Origin of the sequence: Paenibacillus sp. FSL H8-0548 (genome assembly GCF_038630985.1) — a bacterium.
Taxonomy (GTDB): domain Bacteria; phylum Bacillota; class Bacilli; order Paenibacillales; family Paenibacillaceae; genus Pristimantibacillus.
Genome location: NZ_CP152049.1, coordinates 3,367,150 through 3,387,571 on the forward strand (window position 1 = coordinate 3,367,150; position 20,422 = coordinate 3,387,571).

General features: G+C 40.9%; 32 protein-coding genes. 27 read left to right on the top strand and 5 right to left on the bottom strand.

The features are described 5' to 3' along the window. Window positions 1-94 precede the first annotated feature (94 nt). Entirely contained in the window at window positions 95-439 is a 345-nt protein-coding gene (locus MHI37_RS14010) for a hypothetical protein (protein ID WP_076335343.1), read from the bottom strand. A gap of 249 nt (window positions 440-688) precedes the next feature. Here MHI37_RS14010 and MHI37_RS14015 point away from each other — a divergent pair, with 249 nt between their 5' ends. Together MHI37_RS14015 and MHI37_RS14020 are read left to right on the top strand one after the other, a co-directional pair. Beyond that, a complete protein-coding gene (locus MHI37_RS14015) occupies window positions 689-1,432 on the top strand; it encodes a restriction endonuclease (protein ID WP_076335342.1) in 744 nt (247 codons plus the stop codon). A 425-nt stretch (window positions 1,433-1,857) separates the two neighbouring features. Beyond that, window positions 1,858-2,334: a GNAT family N-acetyltransferase gene (locus MHI37_RS14020; protein ID WP_076335341.1), complete on the top strand. Its 477-nt coding sequence runs from the start codon at window positions 1,858-1,860 to the stop codon at window positions 2,332-2,334. Between the two features lie 115 nt (window positions 2,335-2,449). Here the strand turns inward: MHI37_RS14020 and MHI37_RS14025 are convergent, their stop codons facing one another. The 4 genes from MHI37_RS14025 to MHI37_RS14040 form a co-directional block, all read right to left on the bottom strand. Continuing rightward, entirely contained in the window at window positions 2,450-2,842 is a 393-nt protein-coding gene (locus MHI37_RS14025; RefSeq protein ID WP_179090154.1) for a (deoxy)nucleoside triphosphate pyrophosphohydrolase, read from the bottom strand. Between the two features lie 519 nt (window positions 2,843-3,361). After that, window positions 3,362-4,540: a site-specific integrase gene (locus MHI37_RS14030; protein WP_256709991.1), complete on the bottom strand. Its 1,179-nt coding sequence runs from the start codon at window positions 4,538-4,540 to the stop codon at window positions 3,362-3,364. A 116-nt stretch (window positions 4,541-4,656) separates the two neighbouring features. Further along, window positions 4,657-5,448, bottom strand: coding sequence for an ImmA/IrrE family metallo-endopeptidase (locus MHI37_RS14035; protein WP_076335338.1), 792 nt, complete (start codon window positions 5,446-5,448; stop codon window positions 4,657-4,659). After that, entirely contained in the window at window positions 5,445-5,843 is a 399-nt protein-coding gene (locus tag MHI37_RS14040; protein ID WP_076335337.1) for a helix-turn-helix transcriptional regulator, read from the bottom strand. The genes MHI37_RS14035 and MHI37_RS14040 overlap by 4 nt, the downstream gene beginning before the upstream one ends. Window positions 5,844-5,995: 152 nt before the next feature. Between MHI37_RS14040 and MHI37_RS14045 the strand changes: the two genes are divergently transcribed. From MHI37_RS14045 to MHI37_RS14165, 25 genes are all read left to right on the top strand, one after another. Then, the gene (locus MHI37_RS14045) at window positions 5,996-6,241 is read left to right on the top strand and encodes a helix-turn-helix transcriptional regulator (RefSeq protein ID WP_076335336.1); all 246 of its coding nucleotides are present in this window, start codon (window positions 5,996-5,998) and stop codon (window positions 6,239-6,241) included. Window positions 6,242-6,270: 29 nt separating this feature from the next. Beyond that, on the top strand, window positions 6,271-6,480 hold the full coding sequence (locus tag MHI37_RS14050) for a hypothetical protein (RefSeq protein ID WP_076335335.1): 210 nt from the start codon (window positions 6,271-6,273) through the stop codon (window positions 6,478-6,480). Window positions 6,481-6,495: 15 nt separating this feature from the next. Next, window positions 6,496-6,693, top strand: coding sequence for a helix-turn-helix domain-containing protein (locus tag MHI37_RS14055; protein ID WP_076335334.1), 198 nt, complete (start codon window positions 6,496-6,498; stop codon window positions 6,691-6,693). A gap of 172 nt (window positions 6,694-6,865) precedes the next feature. Further along, complete coding sequence (locus tag MHI37_RS14060) at window positions 6,866-7,117, top strand: helix-turn-helix transcriptional regulator (protein ID WP_076335333.1); 252 nt, start codon at window positions 6,866-6,868, stop codon at window positions 7,115-7,117. 14 nt (window positions 7,118-7,131) lie between these two features. Then, window positions 7,132-7,332 carry a hypothetical protein gene (locus MHI37_RS14065; protein WP_076335332.1) on the top strand — a complete coding sequence of 67 codons (201 nt, stop codon included), beginning with the start codon at window positions 7,132-7,134 and terminating at the stop codon, window positions 7,330-7,332. A gap of 77 nt (window positions 7,333-7,409) precedes the next feature. Then, complete coding sequence (locus MHI37_RS14070; RefSeq protein ID WP_076335331.1) at window positions 7,410-7,622, top strand: hypothetical protein; 213 nt, start codon at window positions 7,410-7,412, stop codon at window positions 7,620-7,622. A 254-nt stretch (window positions 7,623-7,876) separates the two neighbouring features. Next, window positions 7,877-8,071: a hypothetical protein gene (locus MHI37_RS14075; protein ID WP_076335330.1), complete on the top strand. Its 195-nt coding sequence runs from the start codon at window positions 7,877-7,879 to the stop codon at window positions 8,069-8,071. Further along, entirely contained in the window at window positions 8,068-8,220 is a 153-nt protein-coding gene (locus tag MHI37_RS14080) for a hypothetical protein (RefSeq protein WP_179090148.1), read from the top strand. Before MHI37_RS14075 ends, MHI37_RS14080 begins: the two co-directional genes overlap by 4 nt. Before the next feature lie 35 nt (window positions 8,221-8,255). Beyond that, window positions 8,256-8,636, top strand: coding sequence for a hypothetical protein (locus tag MHI37_RS14085; protein ID WP_076335329.1), 381 nt, complete (start codon window positions 8,256-8,258; stop codon window positions 8,634-8,636). 32 nt (window positions 8,637-8,668) lie between these two features. Continuing rightward, entirely contained in the window at window positions 8,669-9,409 is a 741-nt protein-coding gene (locus tag MHI37_RS14090; protein WP_076335328.1) for a hypothetical protein, read from the top strand. A 57-nt stretch (window positions 9,410-9,466) separates the two neighbouring features. Beyond that, window positions 9,467-9,802, top strand: a complete 336-nt coding sequence (locus MHI37_RS14095; protein WP_076335327.1) for a hypothetical protein — start codon at window positions 9,467-9,469, stop codon at window positions 9,800-9,802. Window positions 9,803-9,816: 14 nt separating this feature from the next. Beyond that, complete coding sequence (locus MHI37_RS14100) at window positions 9,817-11,397, top strand: PcfJ domain-containing protein (protein ID WP_076335326.1); 1,581 nt, start codon at window positions 9,817-9,819, stop codon at window positions 11,395-11,397. Next, window positions 11,394-12,437 carry a DUF3102 domain-containing protein gene (locus tag MHI37_RS14105; RefSeq protein ID WP_076335325.1) on the top strand — a complete coding sequence of 348 codons (1,044 nt, stop codon included), beginning with the start codon at window positions 11,394-11,396 and terminating at the stop codon, window positions 12,435-12,437. Before MHI37_RS14100 ends, MHI37_RS14105 begins: the two co-directional genes overlap by 4 nt. 32 nt (window positions 12,438-12,469) lie before the next feature. Beyond that, a complete protein-coding gene (locus tag MHI37_RS14110) occupies window positions 12,470-13,351 on the top strand; it encodes a hypothetical protein (protein ID WP_076335324.1) in 882 nt (293 codons plus the stop codon). Then, window positions 13,348-13,716: a replicative helicase loader/inhibitor gene (locus tag MHI37_RS14115; RefSeq protein WP_076335323.1), complete on the top strand. Its 369-nt coding sequence runs from the start codon at window positions 13,348-13,350 to the stop codon at window positions 13,714-13,716. Before MHI37_RS14110 ends, MHI37_RS14115 begins: the two co-directional genes overlap by 4 nt. 4 nt (window positions 13,717-13,720) lie before the next feature. Further along, window positions 13,721-15,091 carry a replicative DNA helicase gene (dnaB, locus tag MHI37_RS14120; protein ID WP_256709989.1) on the top strand — a complete coding sequence of 457 codons (1,371 nt, stop codon included), beginning with the start codon at window positions 13,721-13,723 and terminating at the stop codon, window positions 15,089-15,091. Between the two features lie 97 nt (window positions 15,092-15,188). Continuing rightward, window positions 15,189-16,028, top strand: a complete 840-nt coding sequence (locus MHI37_RS14125; protein ID WP_076335321.1) for a hypothetical protein — start codon at window positions 15,189-15,191, stop codon at window positions 16,026-16,028. Beyond that, window positions 16,009-16,290 (top strand): hypothetical protein, encoded by a 282-nt coding sequence (locus MHI37_RS14130; protein WP_144023609.1) that lies wholly within the window; start codon window positions 16,009-16,011, stop codon window positions 16,288-16,290. The genes MHI37_RS14125 and MHI37_RS14130 overlap by 20 nt, the downstream gene beginning before the upstream one ends. Window positions 16,291-16,363: 73 nt before the next feature. Continuing rightward, window positions 16,364-16,846, top strand: a complete 483-nt coding sequence (locus MHI37_RS14135) for a DUF2538 family protein (RefSeq protein WP_256709987.1) — start codon at window positions 16,364-16,366, stop codon at window positions 16,844-16,846. Between the two features lie 219 nt (window positions 16,847-17,065). Beyond that, window positions 17,066-17,398 carry an ASCH domain-containing protein gene (locus MHI37_RS14140; protein WP_076335318.1) on the top strand — a complete coding sequence of 111 codons (333 nt, stop codon included), beginning with the start codon at window positions 17,066-17,068 and terminating at the stop codon, window positions 17,396-17,398. Window positions 17,399-17,428: 30 nt separating this feature from the next. Further along, window positions 17,429-17,758, top strand: coding sequence for a hypothetical protein (locus tag MHI37_RS14145; protein ID WP_076335317.1), 330 nt, complete (start codon window positions 17,429-17,431; stop codon window positions 17,756-17,758). A gap of 4 nt (window positions 17,759-17,762) precedes the next feature. Beyond that, window positions 17,763-18,206 carry a hypothetical protein gene (locus tag MHI37_RS14150; RefSeq protein ID WP_076335316.1) on the top strand — a complete coding sequence of 148 codons (444 nt, stop codon included), beginning with the start codon at window positions 17,763-17,765 and terminating at the stop codon, window positions 18,204-18,206. Beyond that, window positions 18,203-18,502 (top strand): hypothetical protein, encoded by a 300-nt coding sequence (locus MHI37_RS14155; protein ID WP_076335315.1) that lies wholly within the window; start codon window positions 18,203-18,205, stop codon window positions 18,500-18,502. Before MHI37_RS14150 ends, MHI37_RS14155 begins: the two co-directional genes overlap by 4 nt. Window positions 18,503-18,588: 86 nt before the next feature. Then, window positions 18,589-18,981 (top strand): hypothetical protein, encoded by a 393-nt coding sequence (locus MHI37_RS14160; RefSeq protein WP_076335314.1) that lies wholly within the window; start codon window positions 18,589-18,591, stop codon window positions 18,979-18,981. A 673-nt stretch (window positions 18,982-19,654) separates the two neighbouring features. Further along, window positions 19,655-20,215, top strand: coding sequence for a tyrosine-type recombinase/integrase (locus MHI37_RS14165; RefSeq protein ID WP_076335312.1), 561 nt, complete (start codon window positions 19,655-19,657; stop codon window positions 20,213-20,215). Window positions 20,216-20,422: the final 207 nt, after the last annotated feature.

Sequence of the window (20,422 nt, forward strand, 5' to 3'; positions counted from 1 at the left end):
TTCTAAACTTCATTTTTCAAGTTCAACTTATATTGTTCAACAAAAAAAGGAGCAGCTTCCAATGGGAGCTGCTCCTTTAAGGGCTTGCTTTAATTTACAATGTTAGTTTAATTGCGTTCCATTCATCAGTTCGATAAGCTTTGCCATTATATCTAACATAATACAGCATGCTAAGGTTTTTAATTTCTTGCTTTAATACCTTCTTATCAAATGGTCCGTTTCCAAAAATCTCATTTAAGTCTTCGTTTATTAAGCTCAAAATCTCTTCGGGCATCATAGCGTTACTGTTATCAATAAGATCTGACCCTGTATATTCCAAATTCATTTTAATTTTAAAGCCTGAGCTGACAAGCCCTTTAATTAATAATGCAGAGCTGCTTTTAGGTTTTTGTTTAATTTCATCAAAAAATACCGAACATTCAACGCCTTCTGGAATCAAAAGAACACCTCATCATTTCATTTTACTACTAAATAGGAGTATATGAGTATTGTACACCTTATTTAGATAACTTTTTGATTAATTTAAAAATATCGAAAATTGTATGGTTGTATATCAACGCATATTTTGGATCGTTAAGTACATCTATTATTGATAACAACTTAATATTCATATAGTTCAAATTTCCTAGCTGATGACCGATAAAGAAAGTAATAGATCAATATGATAACCGGAGGGAGATTAAGGATAGTGGCTAGGAGAAGGAAAAAAGATGAACTGGAACCAGAGCAGGCAGTAGTTCTTTTACTTATGATTGGAGCGGGCTGGGGGGCTTATAGGCTTACGAATTCGTGGTTCGCAGTTGGAGTAGCTGTTGGTTGTGTGATCGCAGCATACGTTTTGATTATTTTAGCGATCAAAAAGAAACGTGATGAGAGGCTCAAACGATCTGGAATAGCCGAGATTGACAAGATGGAAGGTAGGCAATTCGAAATATATCTCGGTCATCTCTTTAAAGCACATGGCTATGATGTGGAGGTAACACAAGCTGCTGGCGACTTTGGAGCCGATCTGGTGATTAACAAAGCAGGAAAGAAAATTGTAATACAGGCAAAGCGTTATAGTAGTAACGTAGGTATCAAAGCAGTTCAGGAAGCTCAGGCTTCTATTGCTCATTATGGCGCATCAGAAGCTTGGGTTGTATCTAACAGTGATTATACAGCAGCAGCTTATACACTTGCTAAGTCTAATGGAGTTCGCTTGATTAATCGCAAACAATTAATTGAAATGATACTAGTTTTGAATGGACCAGTAGCTGTACCAGCTATAGATCAAGTTACCGAACAATCGATAGCCGAGGTGGAACAAGAACAACATAATAATGATGAGTGTGAACGCTGCGGCTATTTAATGGTAAAGAGGAAAGGTTCACGCGGAGAGTTCTATGGTTGCTCTAATTTTCCGAAATGCAGACATACGCAGGCATTGCAGTAATTAATTGATTTACATATATACTCGATTGCATGGCGAACGCAGGAGGGAACTTTATCGCGGTTGTTTATTAAAGAGTGAGTACTGTAAAAGGAATTGGTTCGAAAGTTGGTTGGCTTGATAAGATCTCTAATTTCAGTTTTTAAATGCTTCAGTTGATAATAATCCGATTAATAGGGATGAGTTATGATATGCGGGGCGTTAAGCTAGCGGACAGTTTGACACAAAAAAACCAGCACAATGATGTGCTGGTTAAGCTCCTTAAAAATGCCATGGATACATAATAGTCTATAAAAATTTCCAACATAAGTCTATTACTTTTTTAGTATAAATTGTATGGTAATTAAGAGGCAGCAGCGCAAAATGATAAGAGAAACGGAACAGCTAAAGATAACAACGATGAGTAATTGAAGGGAGGAGAAACCTACATGATTACGCTCAGGAAAATCACGCTGGAAAACCGGCGTGCCATATTTAACCTGGAAGTTTCTGAAGAACAACGTCGCTTCGTAGCATCCAATCTGTCCAGTGTGGCTTCTTGTTATGTCCTTGCAACCAACGGGGGCCATCCATTCCCATTTGCTATTTATGCGGATGAGCTGCCAGTCGGTTTTATTATGTTAACTTACGGAATCACTGGATACGACCTCCCATCAATCGCAGACAACAGCTATTGCATTTTACGATTAATGATTGACAAGCACCACCAGAACAAGGGCTACGGTCGTGAAGCTATGGAAAAAATCTTGGAATATATCCGTACCTTTCCGGCCGGACCTGCGCTTTATTGTTGGACTTGTTATGAAGCCGATAACATCGTCGCAAAAAAGCTATACGAAAGCTTTGGCTTCCGTGAGAACGGAGAAATCTGCCACGACGAGCCAATAACCGTATTGCGACTCTGATTTACTATCATTTAGGATTAAATCTAAGTGGTAAATTGTTTTTATTATGCCTGTACTTTATCGAAGGAATTTATAAATGCCATATGTATGTGTAGTTAACACTAAACTATTTTTATCACTCATTAATTAGGATATTTAGAGTAGGGATGTCTGCTGGTGCCCAGTTCAACATAGGGAGTTCATTTATTGACAGCCAAATTAAATCCGCATGTTCTTTTGCTACAGGCTGTCCAGAAATAATTTTTGCTCTGTACGTAATTAGATTCACAATGATATTTGTATATTCATGCATGATGTCTGTTAAAAGCTCACCAACTTGTATATCGCAGTCTAGCTCTTCTTTGATTTCACGAATAAGTGCTTCCGATGCAGTTTCAGTTTTTTCGATCTTTCCACCTGGGAATTCCCATAATAATGGTTGAGACATATTTTCTGAACGTTGAGCACAAAGAACCTTTTTTTCTGAGTTTATAATAACGGCTCCAACTACACGAACTTTTTTCATAATGTTCTCCCCGTAATAGTAAATTATTGTTCGACAATTATAATTACTATTTAAAAAATATTCTATAGTATTTTGTGTAGCAACTAGCATAGTCGATGACAATCTGCGTTAACTAAAACAAGGTAATTTCTAAATTAGTTACGATCCACGGTACAAAAGGAGAAAAACCTGGAATGACACTAGAGAGTTCTTTGCGATAATTGTAGCAAAAGAATACTGTAATGATTCAATTAGAGCATCTGAATTGGTGTGTTTTTTTATTTGGTGGGAATTTGGTGGACAAGCAAAAAATGATTGCATATAAAGAATTGCTTAAAATCCTTATAAATATAAGGCTTTTAAACAACAAATCGGAGCCCTATCACTAGGGCTCCTATTCATGGGAGAGGAGAGGTTATTGTTTAGGATGATATATGAATATCACGTAATTCCTAGACTTATTGGGCACTTGAACAAGCTCAGATTAGCGATTTATGGTCAATTATTGAAAATTGGAACGACAAACGAACGACAACTGTCGTTCTATCCCTTTTTAATATCATTAAAAACCGATGCTGCAGCTTGTTCGACAGATTCAAAAATGTGGCCATAAATCTCTAGCATTTTAATGTTTGAATGACCAGCTCTTTTTGCTATCACTTCGGAGTGAACTTGTTTGTATATCATCCATGAAATCGATGTATGTCTTAAATCATGAAATCGGATAGCTTTTAATTGATGGCGACGATGAAAGTCGATCCATTTTTTAGTAAACCATTGCGGGTCATAAGGCATTCCGTCGGGGTGGCAGAACACGAACGAATATTTACCATCTCCCCACTGATCTGGGAGATCGGTTAGCTCTGCATCCCGTTCAGCTTTTAGTAAGCGTAGTTCAGCGAGTTCTGTTTCAGATAACACTATCCTCCGAGGCTTACCGTTTTTAGGTGGTTTTAAAATAGGTTGTCCGTCTTTCATTTTTGGTATTGATTGAGTGATATACAGGTGGCCTCGTTCGAAATCTATTTTTGTCCATTCAAGAGCTGCCATTTCACCTCTGCGTATGCCGGTTGTTATCGCTAATGTGATGGCTGTTCTTAATTGGAGTGATTCATAATCAAGGGCTTCAAACAACAGTTTGATTTCTTTCTCATCATAAACCTCCATTTGTTTAACATCATCTTCCTTTGGCTTCTTAATACCGGTCATAGGGTTTTCTTTGATGATTTTCCATTCCATTGCTTTTGAGAATATGCTCTTAAGCACTCTGTAGTTATATACGAGCGTAGCGGATTTCAAAGGACCTGTACCGTCCGCTCTAGCATTTGGATGCCTTAATAATTGCATAAATTTAAGTATGTGAGTCGTCTCGATTTGATCCATGTACATATGTCCGAAGTATGGTTCTATTCTTTTTTTTCTGTGAAATAAATAACTCGCCTGCGTCTTTTCTTCTAAATCAATATTCACGAAGTTAACTTCCCAATACTCTTCGAGAAACTTTGAAAAGAGCATTTTACCGTGTTTCTTATGTTGCCCAGCAAGTGCTTCCAACTTGAATTTGGTTAGTTCTGTTTCCAAATACTCTTGTAGTCGCTTGGGAGCACGTAGCAGGGTTGGATCTGTGACTTTAAGCGTTTTAAACTCACGTTCCTTTTTTCCTTGTGCGTCAGTTCCAACGTCGACTGTAAACGTCCATGAGTTTTGACCTCGTTTTCGCATATTAGCCAAGTCGATTTCCTCCTTGTGTAATAATCGCGACAAAAAATGTCGAATTATGTCGTTAGATATTAGAAAATTAAGAAATATTTTCCGTAGGTAGGTATAAAAAAAGACCGTTACCCAAGGTCAAGGTTATCTGCTCCGCAATGCACACACCTCAGAGGTACAGTGTCGATCAGTGTTGTTAAATAGGTGTGTCCGCAAACAAAACAATTAATTTCATCATCTTCATATGTAATAGCAACTTCTTTAAATACTAGGCCGGAAATAAAATCTTCTAATTCTGTATATTCTTCATCACTCATAGCTGTTTGTTTGATAGGTTCGGGTGGAACGTCCTCCAGGTTAACCCACTTAGACGCTTCGCGTATTAAGTGGTTGGATATCTTTGTATTTAAATAACCAATTCGTTTTTGGGCTGCTGAGTAATTCACTTGGCATTTCTCAGACAATTGATTAGGATCCATATCACTAATATGAATAAATATGTAATCTGGCATCAACAATCTAGAGGCAAACCAATTCGCTTCAACTTCCAAAATTTCATCCAGTTCTTCACTGACATTATGCCAATCGATATGACTGTGTAGTAATATGTGGCCAATTTCATGAGCGAGGGTGAATCGCTGCCGGAATTGAATTATAGCCTGTGAGTATTTTTGACTATCCATATCTGTCGCGATATAAATCACGTATTTAAAGGAGTTTCTTCGTTCAACTTTAGCTGTATATCCGTCAGCTCCATGCAATTCCTCATGTTGAACCTTCCAACCATTAGATTCAACTAAATGAATAAGAGGAATAGGGGCTTTGGGGTACCCCGTATTACGTAGTGCTTCGTCCGCTATCTTATTTGCTCGCGTGAAGTTCGGACGAAGCGCAACGCGTACTGCAGCTTCCTCATTCAATCCTCGTCGTCATCCTCAAAAAGTTCTTTGGCCTTTTTTGCGAGCTCTTGCATCTTTTGATAGGCCTGTGGAGAAAGGTTTTTCTTAGAGCGCGCAATGAATTGAACGCCTTCTGTATCAAAAAAATGGTAGTCTTGTTCAGGCATGGGTTTAGATGTATCTGATTGAGGAACTGAATTAGGAGTTACCTCTTGGATGTCTGTGCGACCTGTAAGGTAGTCGATACTAACGTTAAAATAATCTGCAATTTTATCGAGACGTTCCCTTCGTGGGAGGGAATTAACGGTTTCTAATCGTCGGATTGAAGCCGACGGTATATCCAGCGCAGTAGCTAATTGCTCTTGGGTAATACCTTTTGCATTCCTAAGTTTCTTTAATCTCTCCTGAAAAATCAATACTATCACCACCTAACTTTATAATAATAGAAAATGTTCGTAAAATAAACGTTCTTAAAACGAACATTTGTGTTGACATGCTCGTACAACGAACATATAATAGAGTTACAGCGTTCGATAAACGAACATAATACAGAAGGTGGTGAAATAAAATGCATGCTAGAAGAGAGGAATTAATCGCTGCTCGAAAGAAGAAAAAACTTACACAGAATGAACTTTCTGAATCTGTCGGTATTTCAAGAGCGTTTCTTGCCAACATAGAGCGCGGTGAACATGATCCGTCATTAAAAGTGGCTCAGTTGATATCGAAGAAACTTGGCATAAGTACAGATAGCATTTTTTTTGAAAGTGATGTTCGAAATGCGAACATTTTAGAGCGAAAAATAAAAGGCGCTTAAGAGTGTGTCTTATCTAGGGGGAAAATTAATTGCCTGATAATAACAATGATTTTATTGATGAAGTCGCTGCTAGCTCTGATACTCATCTTCCAATCAGTGCAGGTAGGGCTGCTGAACTTAACAGATTAGTAAATGATATTTGGTCACATGCAATTATGCGTTATAACTGCTCGTCTATTGAATTGAAGCTGGTTGCTAATCAATTCAAAACATTTGCAGAGAATTTAGAAATCACATAGAAAGGTTGATTTATTGTGAAACGTCAAACTTTAAATGTGCAAGACACCGCTGATTATCTCGGAGTATCACAATGGTTGATCTACGATATGGTTCGATTGAAACAAATTCCGGCTGTTAGGATTCGCGGTCGGATATTCTTCCGTATTGCAACTCTAAATCAGTGGATGACTGACAAAGAGTCTGATGCTTTGGTGCAAGAAGCTGTTGTCTAGTTTTAAAAAAATGCCCGACACCGGGAACACTGATGTCGGGCAAGATGAGGGGAACATTAGCAAGGCATCGCGGTGAAACGGTATATCTGAATTATAAAGTGATTTATCCTCAATGAGATTCCAATTAGGAATATATTCCTAATAGGAATTGACGGAAGGGGGTGTGAGTGGTATGACTGCCGGTACTTTATTAAAGCATTGTAGGAAAAAAGCGGGTATCAGCCAAGTGAAGCTAGCGAGGCTTATGAACAGAACGCAATCAAGCATAAGTAAGCTTGAGAAAGATCAAAATCCGGTAGATGTAGCAACTTTTAGGGATTGGACAAAGATAACGAATCAAATGGAAGCAGGAATCGCGTTTTTATACGGAGTAGATCCAGCGTCTATTTTACAAACTGTGTTGCAAATATCAGGAGCAGCTTAATAGGAGGGAAATTAGTGTCAAAAAGATATTCATTTAAAACTGTTACTGCGGGATCGAGGATGGATGGAGAATCAATTAGCTGTTTGTTTGTAAAAGATGAACTAGCTGCTGAATTAGGAATTCCGTACTACTTACAGAAACCGGTCGCTTATGAAGATGTGACAACTGAAGAAGTAGCAAAAATTAAAGAACGTTATGAAGAAATCGAATCCTAGATTGAAGGGTTTTGGTGAAAGTGGAAACTAAACGGTAATTAGTTTGCAGGTCAAAAGATTTAATAGGAGGTAGTTATTTGATTAATACCTGGTGGTGGGAAGCAATAGGAGCTCTGTTGTTTATCGGTGTAATGGTCACATCATTTTTCAGTATGTACGAATTGAAAATTGTGAAAGAGACAAAAGAAAAACTGCCCAACGCCAATTGGACAGTAAGTGATGCATGTAAAACTATTAGTTGTTTAAATCATAACACGGTTCGACATAATCGGCAACGGGGGATTACATAATGGAAAAACTATTTTCTTTTTATCTTTGTGACAATCAGAAATGTGAAGGGCTGTATGCAATCGATCCAAATCTGACGGAAGAACCGAGCTGCCCTTATTGTACACATCCGTATTTTAGTCACGTGATTGATAAAGTTGTCGCGCTGTAATAGCGCTTGTAAGGCGATAGAGGCGATTGCCTTTATCGTCAGGTGTCTCAAGCGTCAGCTGGGGACCTCTGACGATGCAGAGCAAGCATAAGGGAGGGACAGCAAATGATTGTGCTAAAGGATGACAAAGTTCGTCTAGCGAACGGGGATGTTGGCATTGTGACCGAAGTATGGGGACAAGCTAGACCATTCATGTGGTTTAACCGCGAATCAGATAATGTTTCTATCCCTTTGCCTGCATCAAAAGTTGTAGAAGTATTTCCACGTCCTAAGAAGTATGGAGGGGGGTGGAAGGATTGAAAAACGGGAAAGTCCCTACTCGTAAGCAGAAAAATGCAATCTCAAGTGTAAAGCTTACTCCTGCAAATTGGCTTGTTTTTAAGGTTGAGCCAAATCGATTGCATATTGTTCACCGCATCTCAGAAAAAACAAGAGTCATTCATGCATAGTCTTCTAATTTCTTTAATGAAGGGAGGTGAAATCCATGAAGATTAGTGTTAATTCACTCGCTGGCGGTGCGGTTGCAGAGCAAATTGAACGTGAACTACGCCGTATCGCTGATAACGTGCTCGATCCGAACACTAGCGCAACCGCTGCTCGTAAGCTGACGATCAGCATCACGATCAAGCCTGACAAGGACAGGCAGTCAGCTGCCGTCGATACTCAGGTCAATGCATCGCTTGCGGGGAGAGAAGGCGTTCCGTCAAGATTTGTTTTTGATTATGACCAAGAGGGTGACGGTGTGGTTGCCGAGCTCGTAACCCATGATCGTAATCAAATGATGTTTAACAATTCAGGTACGGTTGTAGATGGCGCTGGAGAGCAGCCAGACAAAAAGGTCGTTAATATGTCGCCTTACAGGTAATGAAATTCAATTAAATGGAGGTTCACCATACCATGATTAAAGAAGCAATTGATAAAATATTAAGTCTTTCCAAGCATACAGCTCCTATCCAGACAGCATTTATCGCTGGCAGGACCTATACGACTGCTGAGCTGAGCCGTATCTCGGCAGCCACAATTAGCAATATTGACGTTCATAATTTGAGCGGCATTGTGGAGTATTTAGAGTCGGACTTTGACAAACAACTGCCTGTCATCATTCACGTTATTTCGCCAACTGAGGTTCACGTCTTAACTGGATTAAATGGCGATTCAAACAGGAGCACACTTGTTAAAGCGTCTGCCTTGCTTCCGCGAATCGAATTTAATAAATATCTCGATATTGAGTCATTTAATATTCTGCTTCAAAGCTGCTTTGTTCCTAACTCGTTTGAAGATGGGCTGCCAAACGATCGTGAAATTGTGCTGAAACTGGTAGGCAATGTTAAAGACGAGGAAGTTGTATCTGTTGGTGATAACGGCATTAGTCAATCCGTTACGGCTAAAACGGGTGTTGCGACGGTTGAGCCTGTCGTAGTACCTAATCCCGTTCATCTTAAGCCTTTCAGGACCTTTGTAGAGATCGAACAGCCTCTATCATCCTTTGTACTTAGAATGCAGAAAGGGCCTACAGCGGCATTGTTCGAAGCTGACGGAGGCGTTTGGAAGGTTGTTGCTATATCTGCAATTAAAGAGTATTTCGCTGGTCTACTGAAGAAACGCATTGAAGCAGGCGAGGTTGTTATTGTAGGTTAATATTTTCATTAATCTGTATCAGGGGCTTCGGCCCCTGATTAATCAGGAGGGTAAGAAATGTTACAGCAAGCATTACAGAAGCTGAGCGCCGAGATAGGAGCAGCTGATAAGAAAAATAAGTATGTGCCGGTTATCGGAGGTTTTTTGATCAATCATGTTCGCGAGAATCCAGATCAAGCGGCTCTCATTTTGACTAAAGGTAAGACTATTGACGGCAGCTTAGCGGAGATGGCTAAGGTCGCACAAAAGGAAGCTTATAAAGGCCGCGCTGTGATGTCTGATGAGGATGGGTTCAATATTGTTTTGAAATATTTCGGAGTGACCATTCCTGACCTGCCAATAGCTCCGGCTGCACCAGCCAGTTTTGCAGTATCGATTGATGATCTTCTGTAAGGGGGATAGTACACATGACGCTTGTTAATCAGAAGAAAGAGAAGCAGGAACGGGAAGCGTTTCTAGCACATTTTCCACCGGACATCAGTCAAAAGGTAAGAGATTATGTCCGCGATGTAATCTTTCTGAATAGCCGTTACCTGTTCACCACACGCGAGAACAAGCTCCAGTATGGTTATTGTACTCATTGCGAACAAAAATACCGTACCAAAGGGCTGAAGCAAAATGAGAAAGTAGAGTGCAGGCAATGCGGTTCTACTTGTATTGTCAAAAAAAGCGGATTAGGTAGAAGTTATCTTATTGATCGTGCCCATATCGTCTTTTACGAGAAATCAGTTGTTGACTCGCAAGCTATGGTTGCTAGAAGCATGAGTGTGGCACGCGACTACCGCGGCGATTATATGAAAGTTGAAACACTTTATTCTCCATCCGCGATGTACTTATTTAAAATGGGCGAATCTGTCATGTACGAACCAAATTGGGGATCAAAGGAGTGGAGAAAGCGAGAGTCCATCAAGTCTGAATATTCATACGCCTACACTGGCGGCTATAGGTCGACTTGCCCTAAAGAATGGATTATAGAGGCTGCAGCAGGAACACCATTCCAGTTCAGCACTTGGGAAGACTATCATGAGGCGGACAACGTTAAGATTTTTGATTTATTCAGTCGGTATCCATGCATTGAATATCTAACAAAATTGAATATGAAGTATTTTGTTTCGGCTAAGCTCCATGGACTAAAAACATATGGAGCAATTAATTGGAGCGGTAAAACGATTGATAAGGTATTGAAGCTCGAAAAGCAGAGAGTTAAGGAATTTGTTTCCAATCTCAAAAATATCAACAATCCTCTTACACTGAGATTGTTTCAAATTTCAATTAAGGAACGCTCAGGCTACCAACTGCACGAATTAGATAATATTGCAGGCAAGTTAGAGAATTGCTGGTCATTGTTTCAAAAGATGCTGAAGCATGCAACGCTTCGTCGATCAGTTAATTTTGTGATGAAGCAACTCGCTGTTGAAAAGAAAGCGAAACGGGGAGTTGGAGCGTATTCGGTTTTGGTTACTTTGAGGGATTATCTTGCTGATTGCGATAAATTGGGCTTGAACTTGCAAGATGATGCCATTCTGTTTCCAAAAAATTTACATGTGGCGCATCTGAATACGACTCAACAAGTGAAGTACAAGGAGAGCGAGGAGCTTAATCATCTCATCCAGCTCAGTTTAAAGCGGAGATCAAAATATACATTTGAACAAGATGGATTCATTATTAGAGCGGCGGCTGACACTAAAGAACTTATTAATGAAGGAAAACAGTTACGACATTGTGTAGGTTCATACGCTGATAGATATGCAAAAGGAAAATGTGACATCTTGGTTATCCGGTATGTTTCGGAGCCGGAAAAGCCATTTTTCACAATGGAAATATTAAACGGGAAGATTGTGCAATGCAGAGGTAAAAGTAACTGCAGTATGACTGAGGATGTTAAAGCTTTCGTAGAGCAGTTTGAAAATATAAAGCTTAAGCAAAAGAAAAAGAACAAAACAATTGTTTCCGGTAGTATGCCGGAACTTCAGGAGGCAGCAGTATGAGTGAAGCAATAGCAAAGCAGGATGTAGCGATTATACCAGCACCGGTAGTTGATACCAGCTTAAGTACTCGATCCGTTGAGGTTATCGCGGCCGAGATCAGAAGCATTGATGACCAGGCGCGGAAGGTTGTTCTTCAGTCCGCCATTGATATTGGCCATCGTCTACACGAAGCAAAAACTCTTGTAGCGCATGGCGAATGGGGCGAGTGGCTTAAGACCAACGTCAATTATAGCCAATCTACAGCAGGCAATTTCATGAAGATAGCTACTGACTATCAAAGTACTCCTGCACTTTCGAATTTGTCTTATAGCCAAGCGGTCGCCTTGCTCAGTCTACCAGCCGAGGATCGGGAAACCTTCGTGGAAGAGAACAACGCTGCTGAAATGTCTACTCGTGAGTTGCAAGCAGCCATTAAAGAAAAGCAAGAGCTCGAAAGGAAGCTAGCTCAGCAAAAAGAGCAATATGATAAGTGGGCTAAAGGGCAAAAAGAACAATTTGATAAACTCTCAGCTCAAGAGAAAAGCGAACGCGACGCATTGTATGAACAATATCAGCTTGAAACTAACCTCCGCCAGGCTCAAGAGGACAGAGTTCGCGAGCTTGAACAGGAAGTAGAGAAAGCACAGAATGCTGGCGGTGATGTAAAAGAGACAGCAAAGATTAAAACAGAGCTTCGAAAGGCTGAGAAGGCCGCTAGCGACTCGAAAAAGAAGATAGAAGAGTTAGGATCAGCGATGAAGCAGAAAGAGGCAGAGCTTGAACAGACTGTCACAGCTCGTCTTGCAGAGCAACGTCTGGAACTGGAGAAGCAGGCAGTTGAAAAGGAAAAAGGATTGAATGAACAGCTTGCTAAGCTGAATCAGCAGCTCGATAGAAGTAATAATGAAGCTTTCCTAAAAGCCAAACTGCAGCTTCAACAGATCATTTCTCAAGGTGATGTGTTGGTCAAAGCAATTGCGGACATTAAAGAGCCAGAGGAACAAGTGAAGCTTAAAGAAGCAGCTAAGATCGTTGCGGACAAGCTAAAGGCATTATTTTAAACGATTGAAAATACCGAATGGGAGGGGCGTGTATGCAACCCACACTGACTGAACCGTCCCTGGATAGCTTGATGGATCAATATGAAGATATAGGTGGTCCTGAGACGTTCGGGCCTAACGGGACGGCCATTATCTTAGCGATATGGCGTAAGTCAAGAAAGCTCGGATGGCTTCCATCCTTTACTATGACTAACACCGAGTTACATTATCAAACGGGCATCAAGAGTCGCGAGACTATTAATACATATCGCGAGATGCTTGCTGATGAAAACATCATTCATTATTCTGCACCGCCTCGTGGGAAATCGAAAGGCGATTACGTGATAAACGTAAACTTTAGCAAGAAAGTTGTCCATAAAATGGACAACTCAAGCGACAACAATGGTCAAGTTGTCCAAGAAATGGACCACTTTTCGAAAGAAATGAAAAAACCTGTCCAAAATATGGACAACTCTGTGGACACTGTATTAAGAGATCTTAAAGATACTATTACTACTATTCCCATTGTTAATTTAAGCCAATCGGAAATTATGAATGGCATGATAGCGATTCTGAATGCTTATTGCAAATTGCACAACCGATTGGATTTGCATGTAAGACCGCGTGAACGTGAAGCCATGGGTAAGATGGTCGCCGGAGGGATGCCGATCCCTTTTACCATCCGAACTATGGAGCTCCTACTTGAGGATAAGCGAACGCGTGAAGGTAAGAATTTCAAACTTCCAACCAGCTTTTTATATTTTGTGGATGGCATTAACGAGGCTTGGCACAATTCTCAGACGATTACGGTATACCAAGAATCCATAACTAGCGAGGTGCCAGTTCCTGTAGTTTCCCTTGCATCGCAAAAACGTACAAAGCAGCAGCAATCATTTGATTTATTGGATCAAATCGCGATGGAGGAAAGCATATGAATAAGGCGGAGATTTCCGAAATCTTCAAACGGATCAAACGGGCATATGCTATGTTCCATATTCCTGATGAAATCAATTCTCTGAGGGAATTGGTTGAAGAATGGTCAGATTTTTTGGCAGATATTCCTGATGAAACGGTAAAAGTGAATCTTCGGAGATATGTATTAAATCCAGATAATAAATATCCACCGCATCCAGGAGCATTAGCAAGACCGTTGGACACAAGGACAGACGCGGATCGATATCACGAGCATATGCAAGCCTCCGGTATGATGACGCTCGAGCAATGGGAATTAATGCGTAACAAGGCTGTTCCACCAACCGAAGAGCAACGAAGAAAGGTGCGTGAATTACTTGGAAAATAGAGTAATGCCGCACAGCATCGAGGCAGAACATGCGGTTCTTGGAGCGATACTTTTAAGCCAACAGCTTGATGGCACAGAGCGATTGGAGCCTAATCATTTTTTTATAGGCCAGCATCAAACGATTTACGAGAAGATGCGAGAGCTTGCAGATCAAGCCAAGCCAGTTGATGTAGTATCACTTACAGTCAAACTGCAGGATGACAAGCTCCTCGATCAGGTTGGCGGGGTAAGTTACTTGTCGAGGATGAGTGGTTCTGTTCCGACAGCAACGCGAATTGGATATTATGTGGATCTTGTTCATGATAAATATTTGCTGCGAGAAATGATCACCCTTACGCAGCGGATGGCAAAAGAGGCTTGGGAGGCTGACGATCCGCGTAATTTGATTGCCGACATTCAATCTACAACCGCTGAAATTGCCGATCAGTCCATTAAAACTAGGGATTTCAAAACGAGTAGTGAGGTAGCGCTGAAGGTGTTTGAAAATGTAGAAGATAGATTTGCGAATTTCAGTGATGATGTGACAGGCATACCGTCTGGATACGACGATTTGGACAAGCTGACAAGTGGCTTTCAAGATAGTGATTTGATAATCGTTGCAGCTCGCCCGTCAGTAGGTAAAACGGCATTCGCCCTAAATATCGCTCAAGCTGCGGGTATAAGAGCGAAGAAAACTGTTGCACTGATTAGCTTAGAGATGTCAGCAGAACAGCTTGTACAACGGATGACAAGTGCAGAGGGCAATATTGATGCAACTAAGCTTCGTACTGGCTACATGGCGAATGGTGATTGGGAAAACTTGACCATGGCCGTTAGCTCCATATCCGAATCTAAAATTTATATTGACGATAGCCCAGCACTAACGGTGCGGGAGATTGCAAGTAAGTGCAGACGGCTGCACAAGAGTGAAGGATTGGACATGATCGTGATTGATTACCTTCAGCTCATTTCTGGCCGAGGCAAGTCAGGAGAGAACCGGCAGCAAGAGGTCTCTGATATTTCGCGAACGCTCAAGCAGCTCGCTCGTGAATTGAACGTTCCTGTCATCGCTCTTTCCCAGCTCAGTCGTGGTGTTGAACAGCGCCAGGATAAACGCCCTATGATGTCAGACCTTCGTGAGTCGGGTGCAATTGAGCAGGATGCGGACATAGTGGCTTTCTTGTACCGGGATGATTACTACGATAAAGAATCAGAAAAGAAAAATATTATTGAAATTATTATTGCCAAGCAGAGGAACGGTCCTGTCGGAACAGTAGAACTCGTATTTCATAAGCAGTTCAATAAATTTATTGGTATTGACCGTGGTCATCATTCGAATCAGCCATCTAAAGAAAAATCAGGTAATTCTGTTCCTGACATGTATAAGGGAGCTTAATTCTTCTTTGTTTTAATAACCCTTTAATAAAAAAAGAGCATTCAAGACTAAACCACCATCAAATTATTAACCAGTTATTAAAAAGGAGAATGAAAACATGATATTTGGAATTGATGCAGGAAACCACAGTGTAAAAGTAGTGAATAAGAATGGTGCTTTTTCTTTCACTTCAGATATCGGGGAATGGCGCGAACGTAACCTCATTACGGTTTATGGGGCTGATGATATGGATTTCGAATACAACGGTCGCAAGGGTTTTGCTGGAACACTTGCACGTTTCGAAAGCGAGTTCTCAGGTAGCATTAAAGGAGATACCAAAGCAAATGAGGATGCCAAGCTTCGTGTGCTGCTTGCAGTTCATCAATATTCAAAAGATGTGGATAACGCTATCGTTGTAGGGCAACCGATAAGCAAACACACGGATATAGAAAAAACAGCCATCAAGAACATGCTCATTGGCGAACATACGATGACAGTAAATGGCGAGACCAAGACATTTAAAATCAATCGGGTCGAAGTAGGAGCAGAATGCGCTTCTGTTGGAATGCTTGAACCAACTCCTGGTCACTTTCACATAGTGGATCTGGGAGGCGGCACATTAAATTGGGCGACATGTTATTTCGACGGTGAGTTTGTTCGGAAGATAGACAGGGATTCGGACACAGAACTATTCGGGATGGATACGGTCAAGCAAGCAGATATTTCGGCGATGGCAAGGCTGCTTATATCAAAAACGCAATCAAAATGGTCAAAGGATAATCCCGTCCGGGTAATTGGTGGCGTGGCCGATAAGTTAGCAGAGGCTCTGCAAAGTCATTATGTTCAAGCAGTTCCTTATGAGCCGGTGATTAATGACGTTCGTGTTTCTCCAACATTCGGAAGTGCTGCAGCCTTTTTTGCAATAGCCAAGGGGGTCTATGGTGAGCAAAGAGGATAATACGATTCGGAAAAGCATCGGTTTTAACATGGATGATCCTGATGAAAGTGCAGACTTAGAACATGCCATGAAGCGGAAAAACTTTAGTCGATATGTAAAGCAACTCATTCATTTGGATAGAGTTCAGGGGAGAGAGGGTTTATTATCTGCACAGGCGAAATCAAGTATGTCGATCATAGAGGCTCCTAGCGTACAAATATTCCGTGACGAAGAAAAAGGGCAAGATGATGTTATTAGTAAAAGCTTTGGTAGTTTTTTGTAGGACATAACAAATAAGGGCTGTTAAGTATCTGGATGAATATCAGAAATATATGGGAGGTTCAATAAATTTGGATATGAAAAATATTGAAAAAACGGTCAAAGAAAAGTCTGGAATGCCGGCTAAGAATGGTATGACGCTGGGTGATGTTTGGTTTTCTTCCAAAGAACATGGTGTGAATTTCATTCAACTGCTAGAAAAATTTAATTGTCACAAGAATCCAGAGTATGCGGCAGCTTGCTACATTGTTTCTCACCCCGAGATTTTTCATAGAATTAACTGGAATACATCCAGCGGGCCGATAGGCTGGTATTGGGGAGAATGGATTGGTCAAGATGATGATGATGAAAATGGCTATTGGTCGGAATCAGCTATAGTCGGACAACTATCCAGTTCATACCGTGGGTTGGTCCAATCAACTGTAGAACTATACACCGGTAGCAAGCATTACTTTAATTTGATGGGATGGCTAGGCAATGCTGGTGATGAAGTGTACAAATTGTTTGTTCAGTCTTTAGATATTCGCAGGGATCGATTCGTAATCGATATATCTGAGTGAGATGGAGTGGTGAATATGAGTGATCATGGAATTACCGTAAAGGTCAAGAAAAATCACATCGAATTAGCTGCATCCATTATCAAGTTGAAGGTTTGCAAGAAATGCAAAACAACAAACAAATATGTTAGGAGCTCCTGTGCTGGGTGTGGGAAATCGTTCAAAAAGCGTTTATCGAGATAATGTAATTCAGTGAATATTGAGATGTATGGGAGGCGCAATATGAAAGGTTTGATTATCAAATCGCCATGGATCGAGAAAATACTAGCAGGCGAGAAGGTCTGGGAGATAAGAGGATCAAACACCAAGATCCGCGGAACCATCGCCCTTATAAAAAGCGGAAGTGGAATGATTTACGGAACAGTGGTTTTAATTAAAAGTTTTCAAGTTACGGATGAGGCATACAATCAAGGCGGCAAACACCACTGCATACCGGGAAATTACGAAAACAGATACAAAAAGCGCTATGTGTGGGAACTTAGTTCGCCACAACTTTATGATAAACCCATTCCGTTCAAGCACCCACAAGGGGCTGTAATTTGGGTGAATTTATAGTGAATACGTAAGACGACAAGGAGGAACGAAATGGAGCGGTTAACGGATGAAGTGCAAACCGGAGTTTTCGCAACACTTAAAAATCATAAGAGTGAGTCGGGAGAGTTCAGCAAATATGAGGCGTTTTATAATTATTCTTTCGCAGTGACTCGGCTCAAACAATTTGAGGATGCAGTGGCACCACATCCAATTGATGAATGGCACGAAGATATAGGTGATGTATTATGGTGGTTATTCCCGATCCAAGAACCGCCATATTGCGGATCGCCGCTGGACTCGAACTGGCCGAACTTTCATACACATTGGACACCGTTAATCATCCCAGGAGAGCCGGATTTTCAAAATAGTAAGGAGGTATGAATCAATGAACACCTATGAAATAAGCTTTCCTGATTTCTTTAGAAACAATCCGGATTATTCCAAGACGGTATCGGGCAAAACGGCTGGTGCGGCCAAATACACTTGCTATTTGGAATTCAGTGACGCTTACGATATGACCTTCTTCCAGTTCTTGAAATTCATCAAGTGCCGCAAAGTGGGAGGGTTTAAAGCATCGGATCTATTTGGTAACAGTGATCTTTTCGAAGATATGAAGAACAATCGAAATCTTGAATTCGCTAGTATGGGAATGCGAGTCGAGGTAGCTGGCGACATGGGAACTATCGTCGGAAGCCATGGTTTCAACCTTCTTGTATGTTTTGATGGAAAATGGCACGGAGAGAACTGCCACCCATGGTGGGAGACAAAGTACTTTGATAAGAAAGGCAACATTGTTCGCAACTATACAAAGGAGGCAGTAACCATATGAGTGAACAACAAGGAGCATACGCAAGAGGCACGCTGCCGGGTGCAAAGGAATTATTCGACTCTCTTCCATCAGCTACAGAAAAGTTAGATCGGATTTTTTCAATAAAAATGAAAAACATCGCATCAGCTTCTTTACAGGAGAAAACTAGGCAAATCATCCAACATAATATTGATACAAAACCGATGGCACCAAGCACGGAAGTCATTATTTTAACTCTACTTGCAGCATGCGAAGATAACCACAAGGTTATTGGTGAGCTTTTGGAAGAAATAGAACGTTTAAGGCTACAAAGATAAAAAAGCCTCCGGCTCTGTTGGGGAACGGGCGCCGAAGGTCTTTATACAACACTCATCTTCCATTATAACATAAAGGGGATGAGGGGATGCTGGCAATGGCAGACTTTGAACAGGTGGATCTATTTCCAAGGGCGACGGTAACTGATATTAGAGATGCTAAAAAACATTTAAACCACTTCCAAAAATATGAATCAATGGCAGCTGAATTAAAACGGCGCGGACTTGACACTTTGACCGTCCAACAACTCAATTTATATAATTTACTTATCAGCAGATTAGCTAATCTACGTAGTGCAGTTAATCTTATTATTGACACAGAGGTTCGTGAGATTATAGAGTATCGTTACATTGAGGGCAACAAGCATGCAGTAACAATCGAACATTTTTCTGGCCCTATGGACGATAGAACTATTGAAAGGAAATTATGTAAAGGCATTGAGTCGGTTGCTGAGTCTTACAAAATAATGACGGTAAAATGACGGTGTTTTGCCGTTATCCTGCCGCTACGGAAAACGTTTATAAGGGATACAGTAGAGTCAATAGAGCGAAAGCTCGGGAGACTCCTGCTGTATCCCTTATCATTTGCAGGACTCGGCCATGCGGTGGGTCATATGACCTTAGACGTTTAGCGTCAAGCGTGTGGTGGTGAGGTGGGGTTAAATGCCCTTTACAAGGTGACGATTGTCCCTTGTTCAATTAACTGGATCATTCCGGTTAATCGAAGAACGGATAATAGTAATTCGAGCCGTCCAACTGGGCGGCTTTTTGCATGAGTAAAATCCCGCTAAGAAGGAGGAGCTGGACATGAAGAAAAGAAGATCTCCACCACCAATCATTCAGCCGGTTAAATGCCGTGGTTGTATTTGGGGTAAATGGCAAGATACAGTTCAAATATGTCACAGATCGAGGTGTGTGAGAAATGAAGAAATGGCTGAAGCGAATACTAAAAAGAATTTTCGATCAATCATCACCAGCGCCGCGAAATCGTAGAGAGCGTCGACATGGTAGAACGAATTGAAGTTTTTTCGCGGATTGTTGTGGGGGCTGCTATTCAGCATCATCATATGGATAGGAATTTTTGTTTTGATATTTAACTTGATTCATTAGATTAATAATCCCAAACGTTTGGGATTTTAGAGTGAGGTGGTGGTGATGAAACTAGTACAGCCCATCCGCGATCAAGAAGTCATAGATGGGATTAAGGCGTACCTCAAGCTGCGGAGCATTCGTGACTTCCTTTTATTTTGTATTGGCATCTACAGCGGATTGCGCGTTTCTGATTTATTATCTTTGCGCGTCTGGATGGTAAAGGGAACTCACGTAAGAATTATCGAAAAGAAGAACATTCATGATAAAACCTTCATCATTCATCCATCAATCAGAGAAGTATTAGATGCATATATTAAGGGGATGCAAGACAATGATTTTTTATTCCCGAGTCGCCAGGTAAAAACAAAGGCGCGTTTAAAGAAGCAACCTGTTCATCGCAGCACAGCTTATCGCATGTTGAACAATGTTTCTCGAGAGTTCAAACTGAAAGACATTGGATGTCATAGCCTTAGAAAAACTTGGGGTTATCAATTATATAAGCAAGATCCCGAGAACATAGCGTTACTAATGAAGATGTTCGGTCACAGTGAAATGAGGATCACACTAGACTATATATGTATGACTCAAGACATGATGGACGATGCAATATCGCGCCTAAAATGATTTTGAGTGCATCATAATACGGTCATTGTTGCACTCATTTTCAGAAAGCGAGTAAAAGCCTTGACAATGCTAGAAAAACCATGTTTTAGCGAGTGCAACACAATGTTAGTTGTGATTCACTCAGGAACCAGTTTTTAGGAGAAAAGAGGTAATTATCATGTAGTCGAAACAACGAATTACGCACAGCGCTTTTCATCATTTAGGGCG